This is a genomic window from Streptomyces geranii (assembly GCF_002954775.1).
GTDB classification, from domain to species: Bacteria; Actinomycetota; Actinomycetes; order Streptomycetales; family Streptomycetaceae; genus Streptomyces; species Streptomyces geranii.
In genome coordinates this window covers 61,679-79,366 of the sequence record NZ_PJME01000036.1, presented here as the reverse complement: position 1 = coordinate 79,366, position 17,688 = coordinate 61,679, and the positions used below count along the sequence as shown (strand labels likewise).

Annotated in this window: 16 protein-coding genes and 3 pseudogenes; 8 read left to right on the top strand and 11 right to left on the bottom strand. The window is 67.1% G+C overall.

What is annotated here, in order from left to right:
* Window positions 1-87 precede the first annotated feature (87 nt).
* The 3 genes and pseudogenes from CW359_RS31980 to CW359_RS47670 all read right to left on the bottom strand — a co-directional run.
* Window positions 88-282 (bottom strand): hypothetical protein, encoded by a 195-nt coding sequence (locus tag CW359_RS31980; protein WP_105973681.1) that lies wholly within the window; start codon window positions 280-282, stop codon window positions 88-90.
* Between the two features lie 119 nt (window positions 283-401).
* Window positions 402-2,099, bottom strand: a pseudogene (locus CW359_RS47675) (ATP-binding protein); the annotation flags it as partial.
* Between the two features lie 1,269 nt (window positions 2,100-3,368).
* Window positions 3,369-3,509 (bottom strand): annotated as a pseudogene (locus tag CW359_RS47670) (PAS domain-containing protein); the annotation flags it as partial.
* Window positions 3,510-4,839: 1,330 nt separating this feature from the next.
* Between CW359_RS47670 and CW359_RS31970 the strand changes: the two are divergent.
* Both CW359_RS31970 and CW359_RS31965 read left to right on the top strand, forming a co-directional pair.
* The gene (locus tag CW359_RS31970) at window positions 4,840-5,073 is read left to right on the top strand and encodes a hypothetical protein (protein ID WP_105973679.1); all 234 of its coding nucleotides are present in this window, start codon (window positions 4,840-4,842) and stop codon (window positions 5,071-5,073) included.
* Entirely contained in the window at window positions 5,070-5,372 is a 303-nt protein-coding gene (locus tag CW359_RS31965) for a hypothetical protein (protein WP_105973678.1), read from the top strand. Before CW359_RS31970 ends, CW359_RS31965 begins: the two co-directional genes overlap by 4 nt.
* 162 nt (window positions 5,373-5,534) lie before the next feature.
* On the opposite strand, the gene CW359_RS31960 is transcribed toward CW359_RS31965, so the two are convergent.
* The 3 genes from CW359_RS31960 to CW359_RS31950 form a co-directional block, all read right to left on the bottom strand.
* On the bottom strand, window positions 5,535-6,008 hold the full coding sequence (locus CW359_RS31960) for a hypothetical protein (RefSeq protein ID WP_105973677.1): 474 nt from the start codon (window positions 6,006-6,008) through the stop codon (window positions 5,535-5,537).
* A gap of 225 nt (window positions 6,009-6,233) precedes the next feature.
* Complete coding sequence (locus CW359_RS31955; RefSeq protein ID WP_105973676.1) at window positions 6,234-6,848, bottom strand: hypothetical protein; 615 nt, start codon at window positions 6,846-6,848, stop codon at window positions 6,234-6,236.
* An 87-nt stretch (window positions 6,849-6,935) separates the two neighbouring features.
* Window positions 6,936-7,505 (bottom strand): hypothetical protein, encoded by a 570-nt coding sequence (locus tag CW359_RS31950; protein WP_105973675.1) that lies wholly within the window; start codon window positions 7,503-7,505, stop codon window positions 6,936-6,938.
* 144 nt (window positions 7,506-7,649) lie between these two features.
* Between CW359_RS31950 and CW359_RS31945 the strand changes: the two genes are divergently transcribed.
* Together CW359_RS31945 and CW359_RS31940 are read left to right on the top strand one after the other, a co-directional pair.
* Entirely contained in the window at window positions 7,650-7,847 is a 198-nt protein-coding gene (locus tag CW359_RS31945) for a ribbon-helix-helix domain-containing protein (RefSeq protein ID WP_105973674.1), read from the top strand.
* A gap of 204 nt (window positions 7,848-8,051) precedes the next feature.
* Window positions 8,052-9,095, top strand: a complete 1,044-nt coding sequence (locus CW359_RS31940; RefSeq protein WP_232838704.1) for a GNAT family N-acetyltransferase — start codon at window positions 8,052-8,054, stop codon at window positions 9,093-9,095.
* A gap of 414 nt (window positions 9,096-9,509) precedes the next feature.
* On the opposite strand, the pseudogene CW359_RS47665 reads toward CW359_RS31940, so the two are convergent.
* A pseudogene (locus CW359_RS47665) lies at window positions 9,510-10,310 on the bottom strand (phosphotransferase family protein); the annotation flags it as partial.
* Between the two features lie 174 nt (window positions 10,311-10,484).
* Complete coding sequence (locus CW359_RS31930) at window positions 10,485-11,354, bottom strand: winged helix-turn-helix domain-containing protein (protein WP_105973673.1); 870 nt, start codon at window positions 11,352-11,354, stop codon at window positions 10,485-10,487.
* A gap of 174 nt (window positions 11,355-11,528) precedes the next feature.
* Between CW359_RS31930 and CW359_RS31925 the strand changes: the two genes are divergently transcribed.
* The gene (locus CW359_RS31925; protein ID WP_157968684.1) at window positions 11,529-11,783 is read left to right on the top strand and encodes a hypothetical protein; all 255 of its coding nucleotides are present in this window, start codon (window positions 11,529-11,531) and stop codon (window positions 11,781-11,783) included.
* On the opposite strand, the gene CW359_RS31920 is transcribed toward CW359_RS31925, so the two are convergent.
* Window positions 11,774-12,523 carry an HAD family hydrolase gene (locus tag CW359_RS31920; RefSeq protein ID WP_105973671.1) on the bottom strand — a complete coding sequence of 250 codons (750 nt, stop codon included), beginning with the start codon at window positions 12,521-12,523 and terminating at the stop codon, window positions 11,774-11,776. The two genes, CW359_RS31925 and CW359_RS31920, sit on opposite strands and share 10 nt — an antisense overlap.
* 903 nt (window positions 12,524-13,426) lie before the next feature.
* Between CW359_RS31920 and CW359_RS31915 the strand changes: the two genes are divergently transcribed.
* Both CW359_RS31915 and CW359_RS31910 read left to right on the top strand, forming a co-directional pair.
* Window positions 13,427-13,723, top strand: a complete 297-nt coding sequence (locus tag CW359_RS31915) for a hypothetical protein (protein WP_157968683.1) — start codon at window positions 13,427-13,429, stop codon at window positions 13,721-13,723.
* A gap of 166 nt (window positions 13,724-13,889) precedes the next feature.
* The gene (locus CW359_RS31910; protein WP_232838703.1) at window positions 13,890-14,564 is read left to right on the top strand and encodes an HNH endonuclease family protein; all 675 of its coding nucleotides are present in this window, start codon (window positions 13,890-13,892) and stop codon (window positions 14,562-14,564) included.
* A gap of 553 nt (window positions 14,565-15,117) precedes the next feature.
* On the opposite strand, the gene CW359_RS31905 is transcribed toward CW359_RS31910, so the two are convergent.
* Window positions 15,118-15,585, bottom strand: a complete 468-nt coding sequence (locus CW359_RS31905; RefSeq protein ID WP_157968682.1) for a hypothetical protein — start codon at window positions 15,583-15,585, stop codon at window positions 15,118-15,120.
* Window positions 15,582-16,274 (bottom strand): hypothetical protein, encoded by a 693-nt coding sequence (locus CW359_RS31900; RefSeq protein ID WP_157968681.1) that lies wholly within the window; start codon window positions 16,272-16,274, stop codon window positions 15,582-15,584. The genes CW359_RS31905 and CW359_RS31900 overlap by 4 nt, the downstream gene beginning before the upstream one ends.
* Window positions 16,275-16,798: 524 nt before the next feature.
* Here CW359_RS31900 and CW359_RS31895 point away from each other — a divergent pair.
* Window positions 16,799-17,596: a hypothetical protein gene (locus CW359_RS31895; RefSeq protein ID WP_105973667.1), complete on the top strand. Its 798-nt coding sequence runs from the start codon at window positions 16,799-16,801 to the stop codon at window positions 17,594-17,596.
* Window positions 17,597-17,688 lie beyond the last annotated feature (92 nt).

The following is a 17,688-nucleotide window of genomic DNA, read 5'->3' as shown; positions in this document are numbered from 1 at the left end:
ATAACGTGAAACGTACGAATGGCGTACCGATCGCGTACGGATAGCGCACATGTTGCATGATCGGGTCGCTAGGGCGCACCCGGCAGGTCAGGCCCGTACAAGAGGGCCGGCGGCGACGACGAAGGTGTTGTGCGCGGCCCGGGCGAGGTGTCCGCGCCGGTCGCGGTCGGCCCGGTCGGGGGCCTCGTGCAGGGCGAAGGTGACGTCGACGACGTGGGTGGCGAGCTCCAGGACGCGCGGGTCGTCGGTCAGCAGCTGGAGTTCGGTCAGGGGCTCGCCCACGGTGGTGCGCGTCCAGGGGCGGCCGTCTTCGCGGCTGCCTGCTCCGCCTCGGACGCGCCGGCCTCCCTCAGGACGGAGCGCACGTTCTGCAGGCGGCGCATCGTGGCGACGGGTTCTCAGGAGCGTTCGGTGATCAGTCCGAGGGCGCGGCGACTTGCGACGGCACGGCGCTTGTCGGCGAGAGCGCCGCGTATACCGATGGCGGCCTCCAGCTCTGCACGGGCTTGGTCCAACTGTCCGCGACAGAGCGCGAGGATGCCCAGCTCGTGGTGGAAGTAGGCCTTTTCGGAGACGTCACCGAGTTCAGCAGCTTTGGCACCGGCATTCAGTGCCTGTTCCCAGGGGTTCCACGCCAGGCATGAGGCGAAAGCGAGCGCTGCGGTGCGGGCCAGTTCTACTGCGGGGTTCTCCTCGTCTTCCGAGCTGTCCTTCGGGCGTGCGGGGGTGGGCCCGAGGGCGTCGAGAGTAGCGAGTAGAGCGTCAGCCTGGGCGCATACCCGCTCGGGGGGCACGGACGGGTGTCCGGCCCACCAGGCATAGTGCCGGGCGGCGCTGAAGGCTCGGTTCTCGATGTCGTCTCGGTACCCGGCAGCCTCCAGCTGCCGCTGCGTCCCGGCTGCAAGACGGTAGCGGGGGCCGACCCGGGAGAGCAGCGCGCAGTCGAGGAGCTCACCGAGCGCGAAGTCCGCGTGGGTGTCACCCACGAGGGCCGGCAGGTGGGCCTGGTGAGGAACTTCGCCGCCCAGTGCGACGGCGAAGCGCAGGATGGCCCGGGCGGACTCGCTGAGCCGGGACGCGAGCTGCGCGGCTGGTGCGACCCCCTCGTGGAGAGAGAGCTGTGGCAATTCGCGGCCGTCCTTGGCGTCTGTGCGCAGCCGATCGCGCTGCCTGAGCAGGGCTCCGGCCTGGACGAACCGCAGGGGCAGGCCCTCGGACTCGAACCAGAGGTCGCCGGCCCAGTTGGACTCTTCCTCTGTGAGGACACGACCGACGGCACGCTGCAGGATGTCCAGGCTCCCTGCGCGGTCGAGGCCGCCGAGGAGAACCTCTTCGACCAGCGCGTCCGCGGACGGCGCTGGTACGTCGGGCGTAGCGCTGATCAGGAAGGCGCACTCGGGGGCCGCGTCGGTGAGTTCGTCGAGCGCGGCGCCGCCGAACTCGATGTCGTCGACGACGACGATCGCGCCGATCTTACGGACGAGATCGAGCAGTCTGTCCGGGGCAGGACGAAATCGAGGAGCGTCGTAGGCAGCGCAGAAGAGGTTGTACAGCAGGTCCTCGACTGTACGGTGGTAGCCGGTGAGGCGGACCACCCCATCGGGCGCAAAGTCCGCGCAGTCGGCGGCCACGGCATCCAGGAGCGTGGTGCGGCCGGAGCCGGCCGGGCCGGTGAGACGTACGGAACGGCCGCGGGCCAGCAGCCGCACCAGCCGTTCCCGCTCGTCGTTCCGCCCCAGGAGCGGCAGTTCAGTCTGTGCGGCCCCGGGCGGTACGGGTGGTCTGGCGGCGCGGGTGATCTCGGCACGCTCGGCCGCCGTGAACTCGACGGGCCGGGCGGGCCGTTCGCCGGGCGGGCAGACCTCTATCTCGCTGCCGTCGACCGGGTTGACGGTGAGTAGGAAGTTGCCCGAGACGGCGTGTGTCTTGCGGACGACTGGAGGCGGGCCAGGGTACGGCGCGGGGGGATTTTCAGTCGGGCGCCGACTCGGTGTGCCGCCCGTAGCGGGAGGCGGATTCGAAGAGGCTGAGGGTGAGGGTGAGGGTGAGGTGACCGGGGTCCGCGTCGGCGGCGGGGCGGGTTGAAGGGCATCTGGCACCAGCTGCTGGGTCTTGATGATCTTGCTCTGGTTTGCGTCCTTGTCACGGCCGACCTGTCCACGGGCCGCAACTGCCGGCCGTGGAGGCGATGCCTCCTGCAGGGGAACCGTGGCGTCCGCTGCCGTGCGCAGCCACTTGAACGGCTCCGAATCGGTGGCGTGCGGAGCAACGGGGGTACGTACAACGACCGGTGGAATCGGCCTGGACCCGGGGATGTTGATGCGGATCCGCGTAGTCAACGTGGTCTGAGTCTCGGGTTTGGCTTCCTTCGTCCGGTCGGGCCTGTCCGGTGTCCCGGAGTTCTCCGTTTCCTCCGTTCGGTCGGGCCCGCCCGGGATCCCGCGGCTCTCCATCTCCCGTGTGGTGCTCCAAGTGTCCAGCGGCACCTCCAGAACGACGACGCTGTCCTTTGCCTCTGGTACCTCGAGGGTGCGCAGTACACCGCCGTGCGCCCTTACGTTCTCCCGGACAGGCTCCAGCAGTATCGGATCGTGCGGCTGGAAGGGGCCGCGCAGATCGATGCGTACGACCGTGCCCCGTCTCGCCGCGGACACCACGACGGGCGCATTGCCGGCTGTCCCGGTTCCGACTACGGCGACGATCAGCTGGGCCAAGACAGCTGACAGCCATGCCGTGTCCACCTCTGCCTCCGTGGGCGGCGCGTGCACAACGAACCGGATCTGACCTGGTCTGAGCCGTGTAAGCGCGTACCCAATGCCGTCATGGACTGCTTCATCGAGAGGGGCTGCAGGTGCGTTGCTGCTCAGCGTGGTCACGGGTACCCGTGAGGAGATGACGCTCCGGACGGCTCGCGTACTGCGCAGAAGATCATTCCGGTCGGTGTGAGGAAGCGAGCCGCACAGGCGTTCCGCTACGTCCAGACCGGGATCGTCAAGCCGGGCCAGCACTTGGATGAGGAGCTGGTGGTATTCCGCCGATCGGTTTCTCTGTCGGCTGGATTCGGCGCGTTCAAGTTCGATTGCCTGTTCTGCGGTGACCTTCTTGGTGCCCTGAGATGTCCAGGTCACGGGGGGCCGGGATTGCGAGGGAGTCCGTGCCGCAGGCTGGCAGACGGCGAACGTCACCATCGTGCCAGCGTGGTGGTCCCCCTCATGCACCGGTGCCGTGGAGAGGTCTACTTGTACGAGTCGGCTGTCTTTGGCACGCAGTACTTGGCCGGGCAGCCGCAGCGGCCGGCTCGCGCCGCCGACTGCCTCGGCTACCGGGGTTTGTGCGTACGGCAGCGGGGTTCCGTCCGCACGGACGCAGTGCACGAGTGCAGACAGCAGCTGACCGCCCAGTTCTTCTGGCCGGTAGCCGAGGGTTGCGGCTGCTGAGGCGTTCACCAGGACGATCCGGCCTTCGGCATCGACGCGAATGACGCCATCGGAAACGGTACGAAGGATCATTTCGGTCTGGCGTTGCTGCCGGCCCAGTTCCGCCTCGACACTCTGGGCGCCGGTCAGGTCGCGTACGACAACCATCAGAAGCCCGTCACCGGCGTAGCTGCTGTCGCGGCCCGCCAAGGCCTCCCCGGCGGGCTCTTCGCGCTGGATGAGCCCGCCAGCCAGTCGGGTGCTGTGAACTTCTGCTGGCAGGTCCTGGCCGTCGGTCCGGCGTGCTGTCACACGGACGGAGGGCTGCCACTCGTCCCCAGGCTCACCAACGGGGGCAGGCGTGAGGCGCGGCAGGCGCTTGACGTCGAAGGAAGGGAGCAGTTCGAGCAGGCCGCGCCCGGCCAGGCCGCGTCCGGCAGCGTCGAAAAGTTCTCTCGCGGTGCTGTTCGTACGGATGACCGTGCTGTTGGAATCCACGAAAAGGACGGCGTCCGGCAGCCGGTCGACGAGCCGGGCCAGATCAGGAACACCGGGCACAGGCCCATCGATGCCCGGTGCGGTTGCGGATGGCTGCGGGTCTCCGGGCGGGTCGATCAGGTTCGCGATCTCCTGCTCGGTGACCGGTGCCAACGGGCCGTCCTGGCCCGGGAGAAGTCGCTCTGGCACCTCCCCGTACGCCGCGTACCACAGCCGGGCAAACCATTTGCGCAGTTCCCGGGGGTTCTCGTCTCGCGCGCAGTGATCGGCGATCAGCGCCGGCACCCACGGGGCTCCTTGGGGTCCCTGGTCACTCGCGCCTCCCAGGTGCCGACTGAGGAACGTCGTGTTCAGCTCAGTGATGTTCAGTTTCTGCAGGTTTTCGACGAAGGCCCGCCGCGAGTCGTGCGCCGTGAGGATGTGTTCCTGCAGCACCACGATGAGCGCCAGGATCTCGCGGCTGAATCGTTCCCGGAGAGCGTCGTTCGTGGCCTCAAGCTTCTGGCGCTTCTTGTCAGGGATCTTGGCGAACTGTTCCGGGCAGCGCAGCGCGAGGAGGAAGGAGTCGATCGGAGCACGCTGTCCGGAACGGCTCAGTAATCGCGCAAGGTTCAGCCGCGCGCCGTTGTTGCAGCTCTCATCGGTGATTGTTGCATCCCCGTCGTCCCCCACCGACAGCCCCTCTGTCCCACACCTCTTGTGCAACAAATGACTCTGTCGTTGCACATTTCCTGAGCTGCAATATTGCGCCTTTGTTGCCTGGATTTCGACTGTACCGGGGCTGAAATATGAGCGCAGCGCCATTCCCGAAACCGGGCGGCGCACCAGACGGGCGAAGGCCCGTGCCGCGCATCGTTCCCCAACGCCCACGGCACGGGCCTCGCTATCCGTTCCAGCACACAAGTACAGGAAGGACCTCTCCAGGATGCTTGATCATCTGCCTGCTGAGGTAGAGCCACCGCCCTCCCCGACCGGGCCGTCCCCCGCCCGTTCGGTCACCGTCGGCACGATGCTGACCAGGACGAAGCCGACGCCGTACAGCCACCGCGCGACGGTCCTGCCGACGCGCACCATCACGAACCCCAACTCGTACACCGTCGCCCAACGCCGACCCGGACTCGGCGAGCGCTTCAGCCAGAGCAGGCAGGAGGTGGCATGAAACTCCTCCTCGACGCGCTACCGGAGCTCCTCGGCGGTCTCGGCGCCGCTCTGGTACTCGCTGGCCTGACATGGCTCGTCCGCTGGGCCCTGGGACGCCGCAACGGCGGGCTGCGCCGCTACACCCTGCTCAGCACCGTGGGCTCGGACGGAAACCCGATCCTGCACGTCACAACTCGCCCCGCCGGCACCACCATCAGCCGGGACACCGGCGGACAGCGGGAGCGTTTTGAGCTGACCGACGTGATGATGCCCGACGGCACGTACGCCGCTGAACCCCTGGACCGCTACAACGTGTAGCGGTCCGGAATCTCAGACCGGTCGCAGCCCCCGCCACCCGGCAGGGGCTGCGACCGGTCACTGCATTTCCGTCACGCTCTGTTCGGCTTGTCGGTCAAGTAGGTGATGGTGACCAGCACTTCGGCGAGAGGACCTTGTGTCCCAACTACATCTGCTGGACAGTCAGGCCCGTACGAGAGGGCCAGCGGCGGCGACGAAGGTGTTGTGCGCGGCCCGGGCGAGGTGTCCGCGTCGGTCGCGGTCGGCCCGGTCGGGGGCCTTGTGCAGGGCGAAGGTGATGTCGACCAGGGTGTCGGCGAGATCGAGGACGTGCGGGTCGTCGGTGAGCAGCTGGAGTTCGGTCAGGGCCTCGCCGACTGCGGTGCGCGCCTCCATCGCGGCCTGCTTCGCCGCTGCCCGCTCCGGCTCGGACGCGCCGGCCTCCACCAGGACGGAGCGCGCGTTCTGCAGGCGGCGCATCGTGGCGAGCCGGGCGAGGAAGCGGACGAACACCTGCCGCAGCTCCTGGCGCTGCTGCGCCTGCCGGGCGAGCCCGTCGCGGCGGGCGGCGGACCGCTCCTGCAGACGGAAACCCAGCACGGTCGCCAGCAGCGCGATCACGGCGGCGACAGCGGAAGAGGCCAGCTCCATGGTCATGTCTCCCTGGTCCGGGGCGAGTTGGTCGGTCGAACGGCGAACCCCCGGCGCGCGGCCGGGGCTCGGGGTGCGGGGCTACCAGGAGCTCGGGGCGTACTTCTCGATCAGGCCCATCAGCCAGTCCGGGGTCACGTCCCGGTTGGTCCCACTGCGCAGCGTGATGCTCTGGGCGTCCATGTCGACGACACCGCTGGCCAGGACGCGGTACCCGGAGACGGCGGCCTCTCAGGTGGCCTTGGTGGCGTCGGCCTCGCGGCGATAGGTGATCCACACGCAGTACGGGGCGATCCTCAGGTCGAAGACCGGGTCGGCCAGCTGCGGCGTCTTGGCCAGGCGCAGGATCTCGGTGTGCAGCTGCGCGAGCCGTTCGACGGGCGCGGCCTCGGACCGGATGCGGGCCGCGGTGGTGACGCGGGTGGCGAGCTCGCAGAAGTAGCGGTCCTGCGCCCTGGCGGTCTTCGCGCCGGCGACCATCAGGTCACCGAGGAACTGGCAGAACTCCCAGGGGCTGAGGTTCTGGACGTACTCCAGGGCGGCGGTGGTGGCCTTCTCCAGGTAGATGAAGCGGTGCCAGGCGCAGGCGGCGTTGTAGCCGGCCGCGATGACGTCGTCGCCGTCCAGCGCGACCTGGTCCCGGACGCGCTCGCGGGCGAGGCGGATGACCTGGTCGGCACGGCGGTGCTGGTCCCGGCCCTGGTGGAAGCGGGGCGTGTCGGGGGCCAGCGCGAGCAGTCCCCGCAGCCACCCCGCGAAGTCGTCGGCAGCCTCCCGGTCGGCAGCGCGGGCCGCCTCATCGATGACTGCGGTTGTCGTCGCGGAGGCCTCGATGGCGTTCTGCATGATCTGTCTCCAGTTCGGGGAGGAGGTGGGGCCTGAGGCCGGGCCCGCGGTCTGGTTACAGACCTGGGCCCGGTGACTGCGGCCAGGTCAGAGCCACATGAGGGCTTCGACGGCCATCGGGTCGGTGCGGCACAGGTTCAGCAGTTCCTTCGAGGTCAGCCCCTTCTTCTGGGCTCCCTCCCACACCAGTCGCGGCGCGACGGCGCCCGCCAGCATCTGCACGACGCCATCGCAGAGGCCGGCCATCAGTTCCGCGTCGTTGGCGTTCTTGTAGCCGACCTTCGCCGCGCGCGCGAGCGCCTTGTCGTAGGCGTCGGCGGGAAGGCCGGGCTCGGACGCGGGTGCGGCCGGACCGTCGGCGGTGATCACGCTGGCCGTGACGATCCCGGCGGCCTTCAGCTGCACCTGCTCCGCGTCCTCGCGGGTGCGGTGACCGAGGGAGTAGCCGGCGGGGCCGTAGGAGGCCCACTGCATGCCCGCCCTGATGTTGGGGCCGGGCGGGCAGTGGTAGGTGCCGCCGATGGTCTCGCCGTCGACGAGGAGGCGGAAGTCGTCGCCGTACCCGTCGGCATCCAGGAGTTCGTCGTAGCCGGGGTGCTCGGGCTCGCGGGTGACGACGACCGTCTTGTGGGAGCGAGCCTCGGACGTGCTGGTCATCTCACCCTCCAGAGGTGCGGCGATGTCGTTTTTCCTGCTCAATCCTCATTTTTGTATTACAAGAATGCGTGTCACGAGTGCCCTTGTCAACCCGTCAAGGCTGGTAGATGCTAGTTTCTGTAATACAGGAACTGGAGGACGGGCATGGCAGGCAGACCAGCAACAGGACAGACGCCACCGGTCTCGTTCCGGCCGCCGCCGCAACTCCTCAAGGAGTTCGACGCGACGATCGAAGAGGGACGCAGCCGGTCCGACGTGCTCATCGAGTTGATGCACGAGCGCATCAACAAGAAACAGCGGGAACAACCCACTGCTGAACAGCCGCAGTTCGAGGCGCCGTAGCCCTATGCCCCATCACCTCGGCTATTCCCTGACCTGCGCCGAATACGACGTTCTACCGCGCCTCTGCCGTACCGAGCAGAACCCATGGACGCCAACCGCAACCACGGCTCTCTGTGGCTTGTCTCCATCCTCATGACAGCCAACGGAAGGCCGCGATCCACCCCAGATGACCGGGAGTTGCGCCTGTGGAAGGTCGGTCAGGCCTTGACCGTTTCCTTCGTTGCCGCAGTCCTGGTCGCGGGCGGCATCTTCTACGGTCTGGTGGTCCTGCTGGACATCCGGGGGATCGCCAGCACCGCGAAGGTCGACGCGAAGACGCTCTTCGACTTGGTGAAACTCTCCTTCGGAGTGGTCGCCGGGTCCGGCGCCCTCGTTGCGTTGGTCGTCGCCTACCGCCGCCAGCGCGTCGACGAGGCCGGCGCCCACCGCGAAGCCACCCGGCTCCACACCGAACGCTTCTCCCAGGCCGTCGACAAACTCGGCTCAGACTCCCCAGCCGTACGGCTCGGAGGCGTCCACGCCCTGGCCGGCCTCGCCGACGACGCCCCCGACGACAACCTGCGCCAAACCTGCATCGACGTCCTGTGCGCATACCTCCAGCTCCCCTTCACCCCCGACCCCGGCAACGACCCGGCCGATCAGGAGGAACACCATCGTTACCTGGCCCTTCGCAAGGTCCGGCACACGATCCTGCGCCTTATCGGCGACCACTACCGGCGTCCCAAGGGAACCCACCGCTCCTGGCAAGGCTGCGACCTCGACCTCACCGGCGTCACCATCGACACCAACATGGACTTCCGCGGTGCGGTGTTCTCCAGCGGCGTGGTGAACTTCGGCGGTGCGATGTTCTCCGGCGGCACGGTGAACTTTGACAGCGCGACGTTCTCCGGAGGCGCGGTGTACTTCACCGACGCGGTGTTCTCCGGCGGCGAGGTGTCCTACGCGGTGTTCTCCGCCGGCGCGGTGCACTTCGACAGCGATACCTGCCGAGTCGGCAGTATCAACAAGATCTCCATCGACCCCGATTCCCAGCGCCAAGGCCTCGGGAGACGTCTGGTCCTCCGCGCTTTCGCCGACAGCCCCGGCTACACCTGGCAGACCACGGGGCAGTCCCCGGAGGCCAAGCAGTTCTTCCCCGCCCTGGAAAGAGAGTTGAGGGTCGCGTTTCCCCAGAACGGCGGAGTCTGCGAGCATCTCGCCTCCCCGCCCGGCCGTCGCCCACGGCCGGTCCTCATACGCAACGTCTGACGGAGCGGCACCCGGCCGGGCCTGCAGAACGCGAACGGCCCGCCGTTCCGGGGCTCGGTTTCGTCGTACGAGGGCGACTCCAGCGAGGTTATTTCTGTTGCTGGAAGCCTTGCCCGGAAGGGGCAGGCGTTCACGGCAGGGTGCCATCCACCGGTACAGAATGTCGCGTACCTCGGCCGCGCCGGGGAGACCGCGCAGGCCGAGAGGCTCGGCGCCAGCCTGAAGTGCGTGTAGTACGGCCGAGTTGACCTCGTCCAGGAGGCCGCCCTTGGTGTCTTCCTGGTGTGGATCTCTCTGTAGCGATCGCACAGCTCTTATGACGTCGGGGAAGACGGATTGGGCCTGCTCGAAGGCGATGTACTGCGGCAGATCCTTGTCCATACCCTCTGTCGCGGCCGGCGTGGTCGCTTCAATGGCGGCGACCCATGCCGCGATCACTGAATCCTTCTGGGACTCCGGGTAGCGCATGCGGACAAGGTGCGTGGCGAGGTCGTGCAGGGGGTCTCCGTATGTCGCGAGCTCCCAGTCGACGGCGGTCAGGGGGGGAGCGCTGTGGGCTGTGACGACCACGTTGTCGCGGTGCAGGTCTCCGTGGAGGAGGCTGTACGGGCGGCGGCTCATGGCCGGCACGTTCGCGGCCAGTCGGACGAGTACGTCTTCCGGGACTCCCAGCGCGGTGAAGAGTCTTCCGTACGCTGTCCAGCTGGGTCGGCGGATCTGGCTGTCGGCCAGCCGCGCCAAGGTGCGCAGGTAGCCCTGACTGTCATGGTCGTCAGACGGCCAGCCGCCGGGCAGTGCAGGGAGTACGTCCCGGCGCACCGCGGTTGTCCGGGCGAGGAGTTGGACCAGTTCGGAGATCCACAGATGTTCCACGGGCTTCTCGTCCGGGCACAGACGGGACAGGGGCGTGCCCTCCACATAGCTGAGCACGGTCGCCGTCGCTGTTCTGGCCAGGCATTGTGGTACGTGGGGCAACACGTCTCTGAGAGAGTCCAGGAGTTGCGCTTCATCGGTCCAGGTCCTGATGACTACCGGGATGGCATCGGGCCGGGGAACGCGCACGAGCACACGAGTGCCTGGATCGCTCCCGATGAGTTGTGCCATACGTTCAGTGAGCGGTAGAACATAATTGCGATTGTGATGGCCGCCACTGGCGGCGCCGGACTGCTGGGCCAGCCGTACGAACTCGTTGCTGGCATCGACGGGGACGGGCACTTTGCTCCTGGAAGGCACCTAACAGGAGGTGCTTCCGATGGACGCTCCTGACAAGTGAAATAGAGACGAGTCACAATAGCCCCGCGGAGAGCGTTCCTGGCACCACCACAGTGACTCTCGGTACCAAGGTGGACACGCAGCGGGCCGAAGTGAACGTTGCGGCAGCGGCAGTCGTCACTCAGCGAGATGCTCCCAGAGCGATTCGAACCAGGCTTGCTGCTTGTCCACCCACTCGGCTTGCGCGTCGTGCACTCCGTCGCCTTTGTCGAAGTAGGTACCGGTGGCACCGACGCTGAGGATGTCGATCGCCTCCACCTCCTCCGTATCGCCCAGTGGGATGCGTCGCTCGGCGAGGTTGTACATGGCCTGGAAGGCTTCCCTCTCGTTGAGCAGGTAAGACTTGAACATCGGCACTAGTGGAACACGCTTGACCGTGAAGTCGAGATCCCGGACCGGGCCGTTTGCCCGAAGCATGTGGAGCGTGTCCGTCAGCGAAGACAGGCAGCGTTCGGAGATGCCCCACAATCGCTCCACCACCCGTGTGTCGGCCGGGTCGGCCCTGTTGCGGGGGATGGGCAGCGACGTCTCCCTGGCCGGAAGTAGCATCCGGAGCCTGATCCGCTCCGGGACGGAGGCGCCACCGGCCAGAATGCGTTCTGCCCGGACACGGAGATGGGCGTCGAGCGATTCAGACGTGAAGCAGTAGACGTCGAGCCTCACATCCGGCTGCGTGAAGGCACGTTCGACGAACCAGCCCAGTTCCACTGTCCGCATGCGGGAGGCGTCGTCCGCTGCGGAAGCGACCTGGGGGGCCTTGATGACACGTGAACCGCTGCCCTGGCGGGACCGGATCCATCCGTCCTCGCCCAATTCCCGCAAGGCACGCTGCACGGTGTCCCGAGAGACGCTGAAAGCGGTGGCCAGTTCCCGCTGCGAAGGCAGCGTGCTGCCCACCGAGTACTCCTGTGCGACTATCCGGCGGCGCAGTTCAGTCAGGACACGCTCGACTGCTCCACCAACGTTGCTGCTCCGGTCGTCACTCACTTAACGACCGTACCTCGCGAGGGCAGCTGGGTGAACCAGTTTCAGTCAGATTTACAGGCCAACTGCTCTGACAGTTACAGGATCAAGCGGTCAGGGGATACCAATCATGAGCCTACATAGTCCAATTGGACGACTCTTAGGCAAGTTAACTGAAGTGGAAGGGGGGTTGTGGGTATGAGTCACTGGGATGTTGTGTGGTTCGTGATCCAGTTCACCGCCGGGCGGCAGATCGGGACGTCTTGCGGAGTCCTGGGCGTAGCGCTTCTGGGCCTAGTCTCCACCCTGATCATGCCGTCCGTTGGGCCGGAGAAGCAGAAGCCGCCAAAGCGCGAGAAGAGGCAGAAACCGCCCAAGGGTGTAGCAAAGAGGAACGTGCCGTGGTGGGTGGTTCCGCTTCTTCTCCTGGTAATGGTGGTGGTTCAATTCTGAGAGCTGAGCACATCCCGAACGTCCTTGAGGGACCGCACGATGCGTGATGGTTCCACACCTTTCTGGTGGAATTCCTCCACTTTGTGAAAAGTATCCGCATATGCAAGGAAAGGGACGTCAGCCGCCTGCGCCGCCGTGTAGTCCGTGGACGCGTCACCGAGCATCAGTGTCTCCGACGGGTCTGCACCCATCGCGTCGAGCGCCAGCAGCAGCGTGTGAGGATGCGGCTTCATCAAGCTGAGGTCATGCGTCCGCCCGTAGATGTGCGGAAAGAAGCAGTCAAGGCCCTCGGCGGCGAGGTAGCGGGCAGCTGCCCGGGCTGAGTTGTTAGTACTGACGGCGAGCTGAACACCGAGATTTCCCCATGCCTGGATGACCTCCTTGGCATGGGGGGTCCTGAAGGCGGAATGAGCAGCTGCAATCTCCCGGCCAGTCAGCCACTCCTCCAACTTCACGATCCGGTCGCTGTTCGGATGCCGACGGGCGACGGTGACGAGCATGGCGTGCGGATCCTTGGACAGACGTTCTGTCATGGGTAGCAGATCGAGCTGCTCGTCCTGCTTGCCCTCCTTGAGTAAGTCGATAAATTCCCTGGCCACTTGGGACGCAGCGAGTCCCGCAAACAAGCGACAGATCGGACCGTCGAAGTCCCATAGGGCATATCGCACCGATGACATCAGTTTTCTGAGATCCTCGGCCGAAGCTGTCTCCAGGGCGGCCGCTGGCGTATCACGGGTCATCAGGAAAGTGTCAGGTCCGCGGTAACTCTTTCCCAGAGGGCGTGGGGGCTTGACCCGGATTGCCAGCGCCAGCGCCAGGGACTCGGGCGGCGTATGGTCGTCCGGGCACTTGCCGACGGCCCCGGCTACACCTGGCAGACCACTGGGCAGTCCCCGGAGGCCAAGCAGTTCTTCCCCGCCCTGGAAAGAGAGCTGGGGTCGCATTCCCTCAGAACGGTGGAGTGTGCGAGCATCTCGCCTCCCCGCCCGGCCGTCGCCCACGGCCGGTCCTCATACGCAACGTCTGACGGAGCGGCACCCGGCCGGGCCTGCAGAACGCGAACGGCCCGCTGCTTCGGGGGAAAACGGCGGGCCGGACTGACCGTCACGGTGCCACACCTATCGGCGTGGCGCACGCCGGAACGGTGAAGCCGCAGCCGCCCAAGGTTCTGACTCCGGGCAACGAACAGGGCCCGTCCGGTGTACGGACGGGCCCCATGTATCGAGCGCCGGGCATGCCTTGCACCTGCATCTCCCCGCAGGAAGCGGGGCGTCTTTCCTTGGACCACCAACGCATCGCTGGTTGCCTCGAGTTGCGGCGACCAGCGCAAGATCAACTATAGCGTGTGCGGTCTGTCCGGCCCGCCACCCCGGGGCTCCGGCGTCCCGGGGCACCGCCGAACGCCGGAGCCCGGTGCGACGCCCCCAGAGCGGGGTGCCGTCGGACTTCCCGCTGCGCTCCGTGTCCTGACGTGCACACATGCGCTTCGCCTGTTGCCGGAGGGTCGCATGTGGTGTCCCGTCTGTGCCCTCGCTCACACTCCGGACGGTAGTCCTTGCCGTTGCTCCCCCGGCTGGCCAGGGTGCCGCCAAGTGATGTGCGGTTGACGGGAGTTGGCAATGCAGTGTCCGAAGTGCGGGTCCGTGAATGTCCAGAAACTGCGCGGGTACTGGCAGGATCTTCCGGCGGAGTCGCCGAACCGGCACACGTACAAGCCGCCGAACGAAGCGGATCCGAAGTTCTGGGCGGTGCTGCTGACGATCGCGCTCGGCATCTTCGTCACCGTGACGGACAACGTCCTGGTCGGTCTGGGGATCGTCGCGGCCGGCCTGGTGTGGGGCGCGGCCGGGGCCGGCCAGGTGTCCGCGTACCAGCGGGCCCTGTCGACGTACAACGCATCGCTGATCTGCCTGGCCGGCTATCACACGTTCGCAGCGTGAAGGTGCAGCAGGACGCTTCTCGGTCTCCGTCCGGACGAGGAGCTTCACGTTCCTGTGTGACTTACCGACCCGTACGGGTGAGCCGGCGGCGGATCGCCGAACACGGTGAGGGTCCCGCCCGCTACGAAGATCACAAGCCTGTCCGTGATCTCCGAGAGGAAGCCTCTTGCGCTCCGCCCGCTCCCGCACCACCGGCTTCACCGGCGTGTTCTCCGTCCTCGCAGTCCTGCTCTCCCCCACCGCCGCGCACGCTGCGGCCCCCGGCGACACCGTCGCCCTGCCCGTACGCGACGCCCTCCACGCCCTGACCGTCCAGATCGAGAACCGCACCGGGTACGACCGCTCTCTCTTCCGCCACTGGATCGACGCCGACCGCGATTCGTGCAACACGAGGCAGGAGGTCCTCCTGGAGGAGGCCGTCACCGCCCCCGTCCAGGACGCCAACTGCGCCTTGAGCGGCGGCTCGTGGTATTCCCCGTACGACGACACCTACTTCGCCCAGGCCCGCGCCCTCGACATCGACCACCTCGTCCCGCTCGCCGAGTCCTGGGACTCCGGCGCATCGGCCTGGAGCGCCGCCGAGCGACAGGCTTACGCCAACGACCTCGGGGATTCCCGCGCGCTTATCGCGGTCTCCGCCACCAGCAACCGCAGTAAGAGCGACCAGGACCCGGCCACCTGGCAGCCCCCGGCGGCCGGCTACCGCTGTACGTACGCCACCGACTGGATCGCCATCAAAACCCGCTGGTCCCTGGCGATCGACCCGGCCGAACAGACCGCGCTCACCGACATCCTCGCCGCGTGCCCGAACACGCCCGTTGAGGTCACCCGCGCGCGTTGACGAGGCACGTCCCGGTGTCGAGGCCAAGAGGTCCGTGCCTGCGGAACCTGCTCCGGAGAGGACGAACGGCCCGCCGTCTCGGGGGAAAACGGCGGGCCGGACTGACCGTCACGGTGCCACACCCATCGGCGTGGCGCACGCCGGAACGGTGAAAACGAAGCCGCCCAAGGTACTGACGCCGGGAAACGAACAGGGCCCGTCCGGTGTACGGACGGGCCCCATGCATCGAGCGCCGGGCAGGCCTCGCACCTGCATCTCCCCGCAGGAAGCGGGGCGTCCTGCCTTGGACCACCAACGCAGCACCAGTCGACCCGGGTTGTGGCGACCAGCTCAAGATCAAGTTTAGCGTAGGCGGCCAGGGCCCTTGTCCTGTCTCTGGGACAGGACAAGGTGGGCCGTCGCGCGGCGAACCCCCGGGCGCGGCCACCGGGACGTCGCCGTCGACGATCGTGCACAGCAGTCGCACGCCAACCCAATCTTGCCCACAGCCCCAGGCAACGCCGGACATAGGGACCTGCGGCCTTCGCAGCCTGGGGCGCATCGCAGAAGGGATCTACTGGACGGGCCCGTTGACCGGGTCGGCCTGGGCGGGGTCGGGTGCGGCGGCCTGGGCAGGAATGGGTGCCGCCGCCTGAGGCTGGGGGGCGTTCCTGAGCCAGCGTCCGCCTGCGAAGTGACTGAGGACATCGGAGCCGAGCACCTTCTTCAGTACGAAGATGGAAGCGATAGAGGTGACGGGGATGCCGCAGAGCAGGACGCAGGCGTAGACATGGTCGCGCAGAACCATCTGGTAGCCGACCCACAGGTACGCCCCGACGATGGCCGCAGATACCACTGAGCCAAAGGCGGTGGTGGCGCCGTCGACGTAGACGCGGATGCGTTCGGTCCGAGCCGGATAGTTGATGGCATTCATTGCCATTCTGAGCTGCTTTGCTGACGTGCCTTTCAGTTTGCGGGACAGCTCGATGACGACTTCGAGTTGTGCTTTGGCCTCGTCGTCGATGGCCGGTGGCGGAGTCAAAGGGCCTCGCTGGTATCTGTCATTTTCACGTCGGATGCCAGCCTTCGCAGGACGCGAGCCAGAGGATGGTGGGGCCCGGCTACGGCAAGGACGCGTGACAGGGACAGAGTCCGCGAAGCGGAACTCCGCTCGCGAGGCATGGCCGCAGGAAGCTCGGCATCGGTGTACTCGGTCATGATCGTTGCCAGGATGGCGCTGGTCAGCTCAGGGTTGTTCTTGCTGCGCTCGATGAGCTCGCGGTCTTCGAGGTCGGCTACGCGCTGGCGGGCCATGCTTGCCAGCAGATCCTTCATGTGCTGGTGGTGCAGTTGCTCCAGTGCCTCGCGGCGGGCGATGGACCGGTACAGCCCGGCGAGGAAGAGAACGATGAGCAGTGTGGCAGCGAGCGAGGCCGCGGCCACGAAGATCAGGGGCCATTCGATGTCCAGTGCCAGCGCAGGCAGACACGCCACGGTGATGAGCGCGGAGATAAAGCTGACCCGGACGGCGGCGAGCCGCAACCCGGGCAAGTGATCGGCGGGCTCGGCCGTGTCGGGCGGAGGAAGCCGGTCCAGTTCTGCGATCAGTGCCTCGGCGCCTTCGGTGAAAGACCGCGGTGGTGCAGTTGTAGGGCAGGAGCGAGCAGGAACGACTCTTGTGGTGGGATCGAGCACGGCGAGTATCCCGGTGAGCAGGCTGTCCCTGTCCATCACACCCCTCTCGAAGCTTCGGTGTTATACCCGCTGTTCATCATCGACAACCCAGCGTAAGTAAGCTTGGCGTGAGGTCAACGTAGCGAAGCCAATCGAGGTTGCGGGCAAAAAGTCGAAGAATTGCCGATACCTTGAGCCGGGGAGTGCAACCCTCTTTCGGAAAGATCTTCCTGGGATATCGAAGAATACAATTCTGGTCACCTGGGACAGATTTTTGACGGGTAAGTTGCATCTTCCGACCGGTCGTCCTCGGCACGAGCACCGGGACCCGAGGCGACACCCCCACCGTCCGACCATCGCCAAGATTCGTCAAGGTGAACCTGACATGAATAATAAGCAAGCCAGCCCTGACGGAAAATAACCGTCAGGATATACCGAACGCACTCGCCCTGGCAGGCAGGATCTGACCGCGCCACCGTACGGGTGGACCTGACTCCTTTCATCCGTCAGGCCAGTCATGACGTCCTGGCAGGGCATGTCCCGCCTTACGGGCCAGGACTGTCAGATATAGCCTGACGTGCATGAACGACACCGCGCCCGACCGGCCCGAGCTGCTCTCGCCCCGGGACGAAGCCCACGTCGCCTACGGCCTGCGCGCCCGGGCCCTCGGCGACCTCGCCTACGATCTGCTCGCCCACCCCGCCGACACCACCGACGTCCCGCCCGGCGAGCGGGTCCACCGCACAATCGCCCTGCGCGAGCGCCTGGACGCACTCATCGCCCAGGCCGTGGTCGCCGACCGCGAGGACGGCGCCACCTGGACCCAGATCGGCAGGGCCGCCGGCGGCATCACCCGGCAGGCCGCCCAGGAACGGTGGGCGCCGCACGCCGCCGCCTGGGCCGCCGCCGGACGCCGCGCCCTGCCCGAGCACCGCGGCGTGAGCGCCATGGAGGCGGCAACCGTCCTCAACGTCGGCTACGCCCGCCTCGCCGACGACCGGCCCGCCGACGCCTTCAGCCGCGCCCTGGACGCGGTCCGCTTCCCCGGAGCCGAGGCCGCCGAACGCGCCCGCCGCGAACGCGCCGTCACCGTAAAGGCCCGCCTCGCCGCACTGGCCGCCACCGAACAGCGCCGCCAGGACGACCTGCACCGCCTCGCCCGTGACGGCGCCGCACCCGCCGACCGCGCCGAGACCCTGCGCGACCTGGCCGACCTGCGCGAGGAGAACGCCGAACGGCACGACGAACTCGCCGGCCTCGAACCCGACCACGCCGACACCCACCGCGCCGCCGCGGTACAGGCCCGCGACCGCGCCGCCCACGACCGCGAGTTCGCCGCCCTCCTCACCCCACAGCACACCCCCGCCACCGCACCATGACCCAAATCACGCCCGCATTCTGAAGATTCATTGCCGATGGGCCCGCCGTCCGGGACTGAGAGGTGAAGCACCCCGACCGCGCAAGGAGCCGT

Coding starts and splice junctions, on each gene's coding strand:
- CW359_RS31965 (WP_105973678.1), top strand. CDS start 5,070: ATGAAACTCCTCCTCGACGCGCTACCGGAGCTCCTCGGCGGTCTCGGC.
- CW359_RS31900 (WP_157968681.1), bottom strand. CDS start 16,274: ATGGACAGGGACAGCCTGCTCACCGGGATACTCGCCGTGCTCGATCCC.
- CW359_RS31950 (WP_105973675.1), bottom strand. CDS start 7,505: ATGACCAGCACGTCCGAGGCTCGCTCCCACAAGACGGTCGTCGTCACC.
- CW359_RS31920 (WP_105973671.1), bottom strand. CDS start 12,523: ATGACCCGTGATACGCCAGCGGCCGCCCTGGAGACAGCTTCGGCCGAG.
- CW359_RS31960 (WP_105973677.1), bottom strand. CDS start 6,008: ATGACCATGGAGCTGGCCTCTTCCGCTGTCGCCGCCGTGATCGCGCTG.
- CW359_RS31945 (WP_105973674.1), top strand. CDS start 7,650: ATGGCAGGCAGACCAGCAACAGGACAGACGCCACCGGTCTCGTTCCGG.
- CW359_RS31955 (WP_105973676.1), bottom strand. CDS start 6,848: ATGCAGAACGCCATCGAGGCCTCCGCGACGACAACCGCAGTCATCGAT.
- CW359_RS31970 (WP_105973679.1), top strand. CDS start 4,840: ATGCTTGATCATCTGCCTGCTGAGGTAGAGCCACCGCCCTCCCCGACC.
- CW359_RS31925 (WP_157968684.1), top strand. CDS start 11,529: ATGAGTCACTGGGATGTTGTGTGGTTCGTGATCCAGTTCACCGCCGGG.
- CW359_RS31895 (WP_105973667.1), top strand. CDS start 16,799: ATGAACGACACCGCGCCCGACCGGCCCGAGCTGCTCTCGCCCCGGGAC.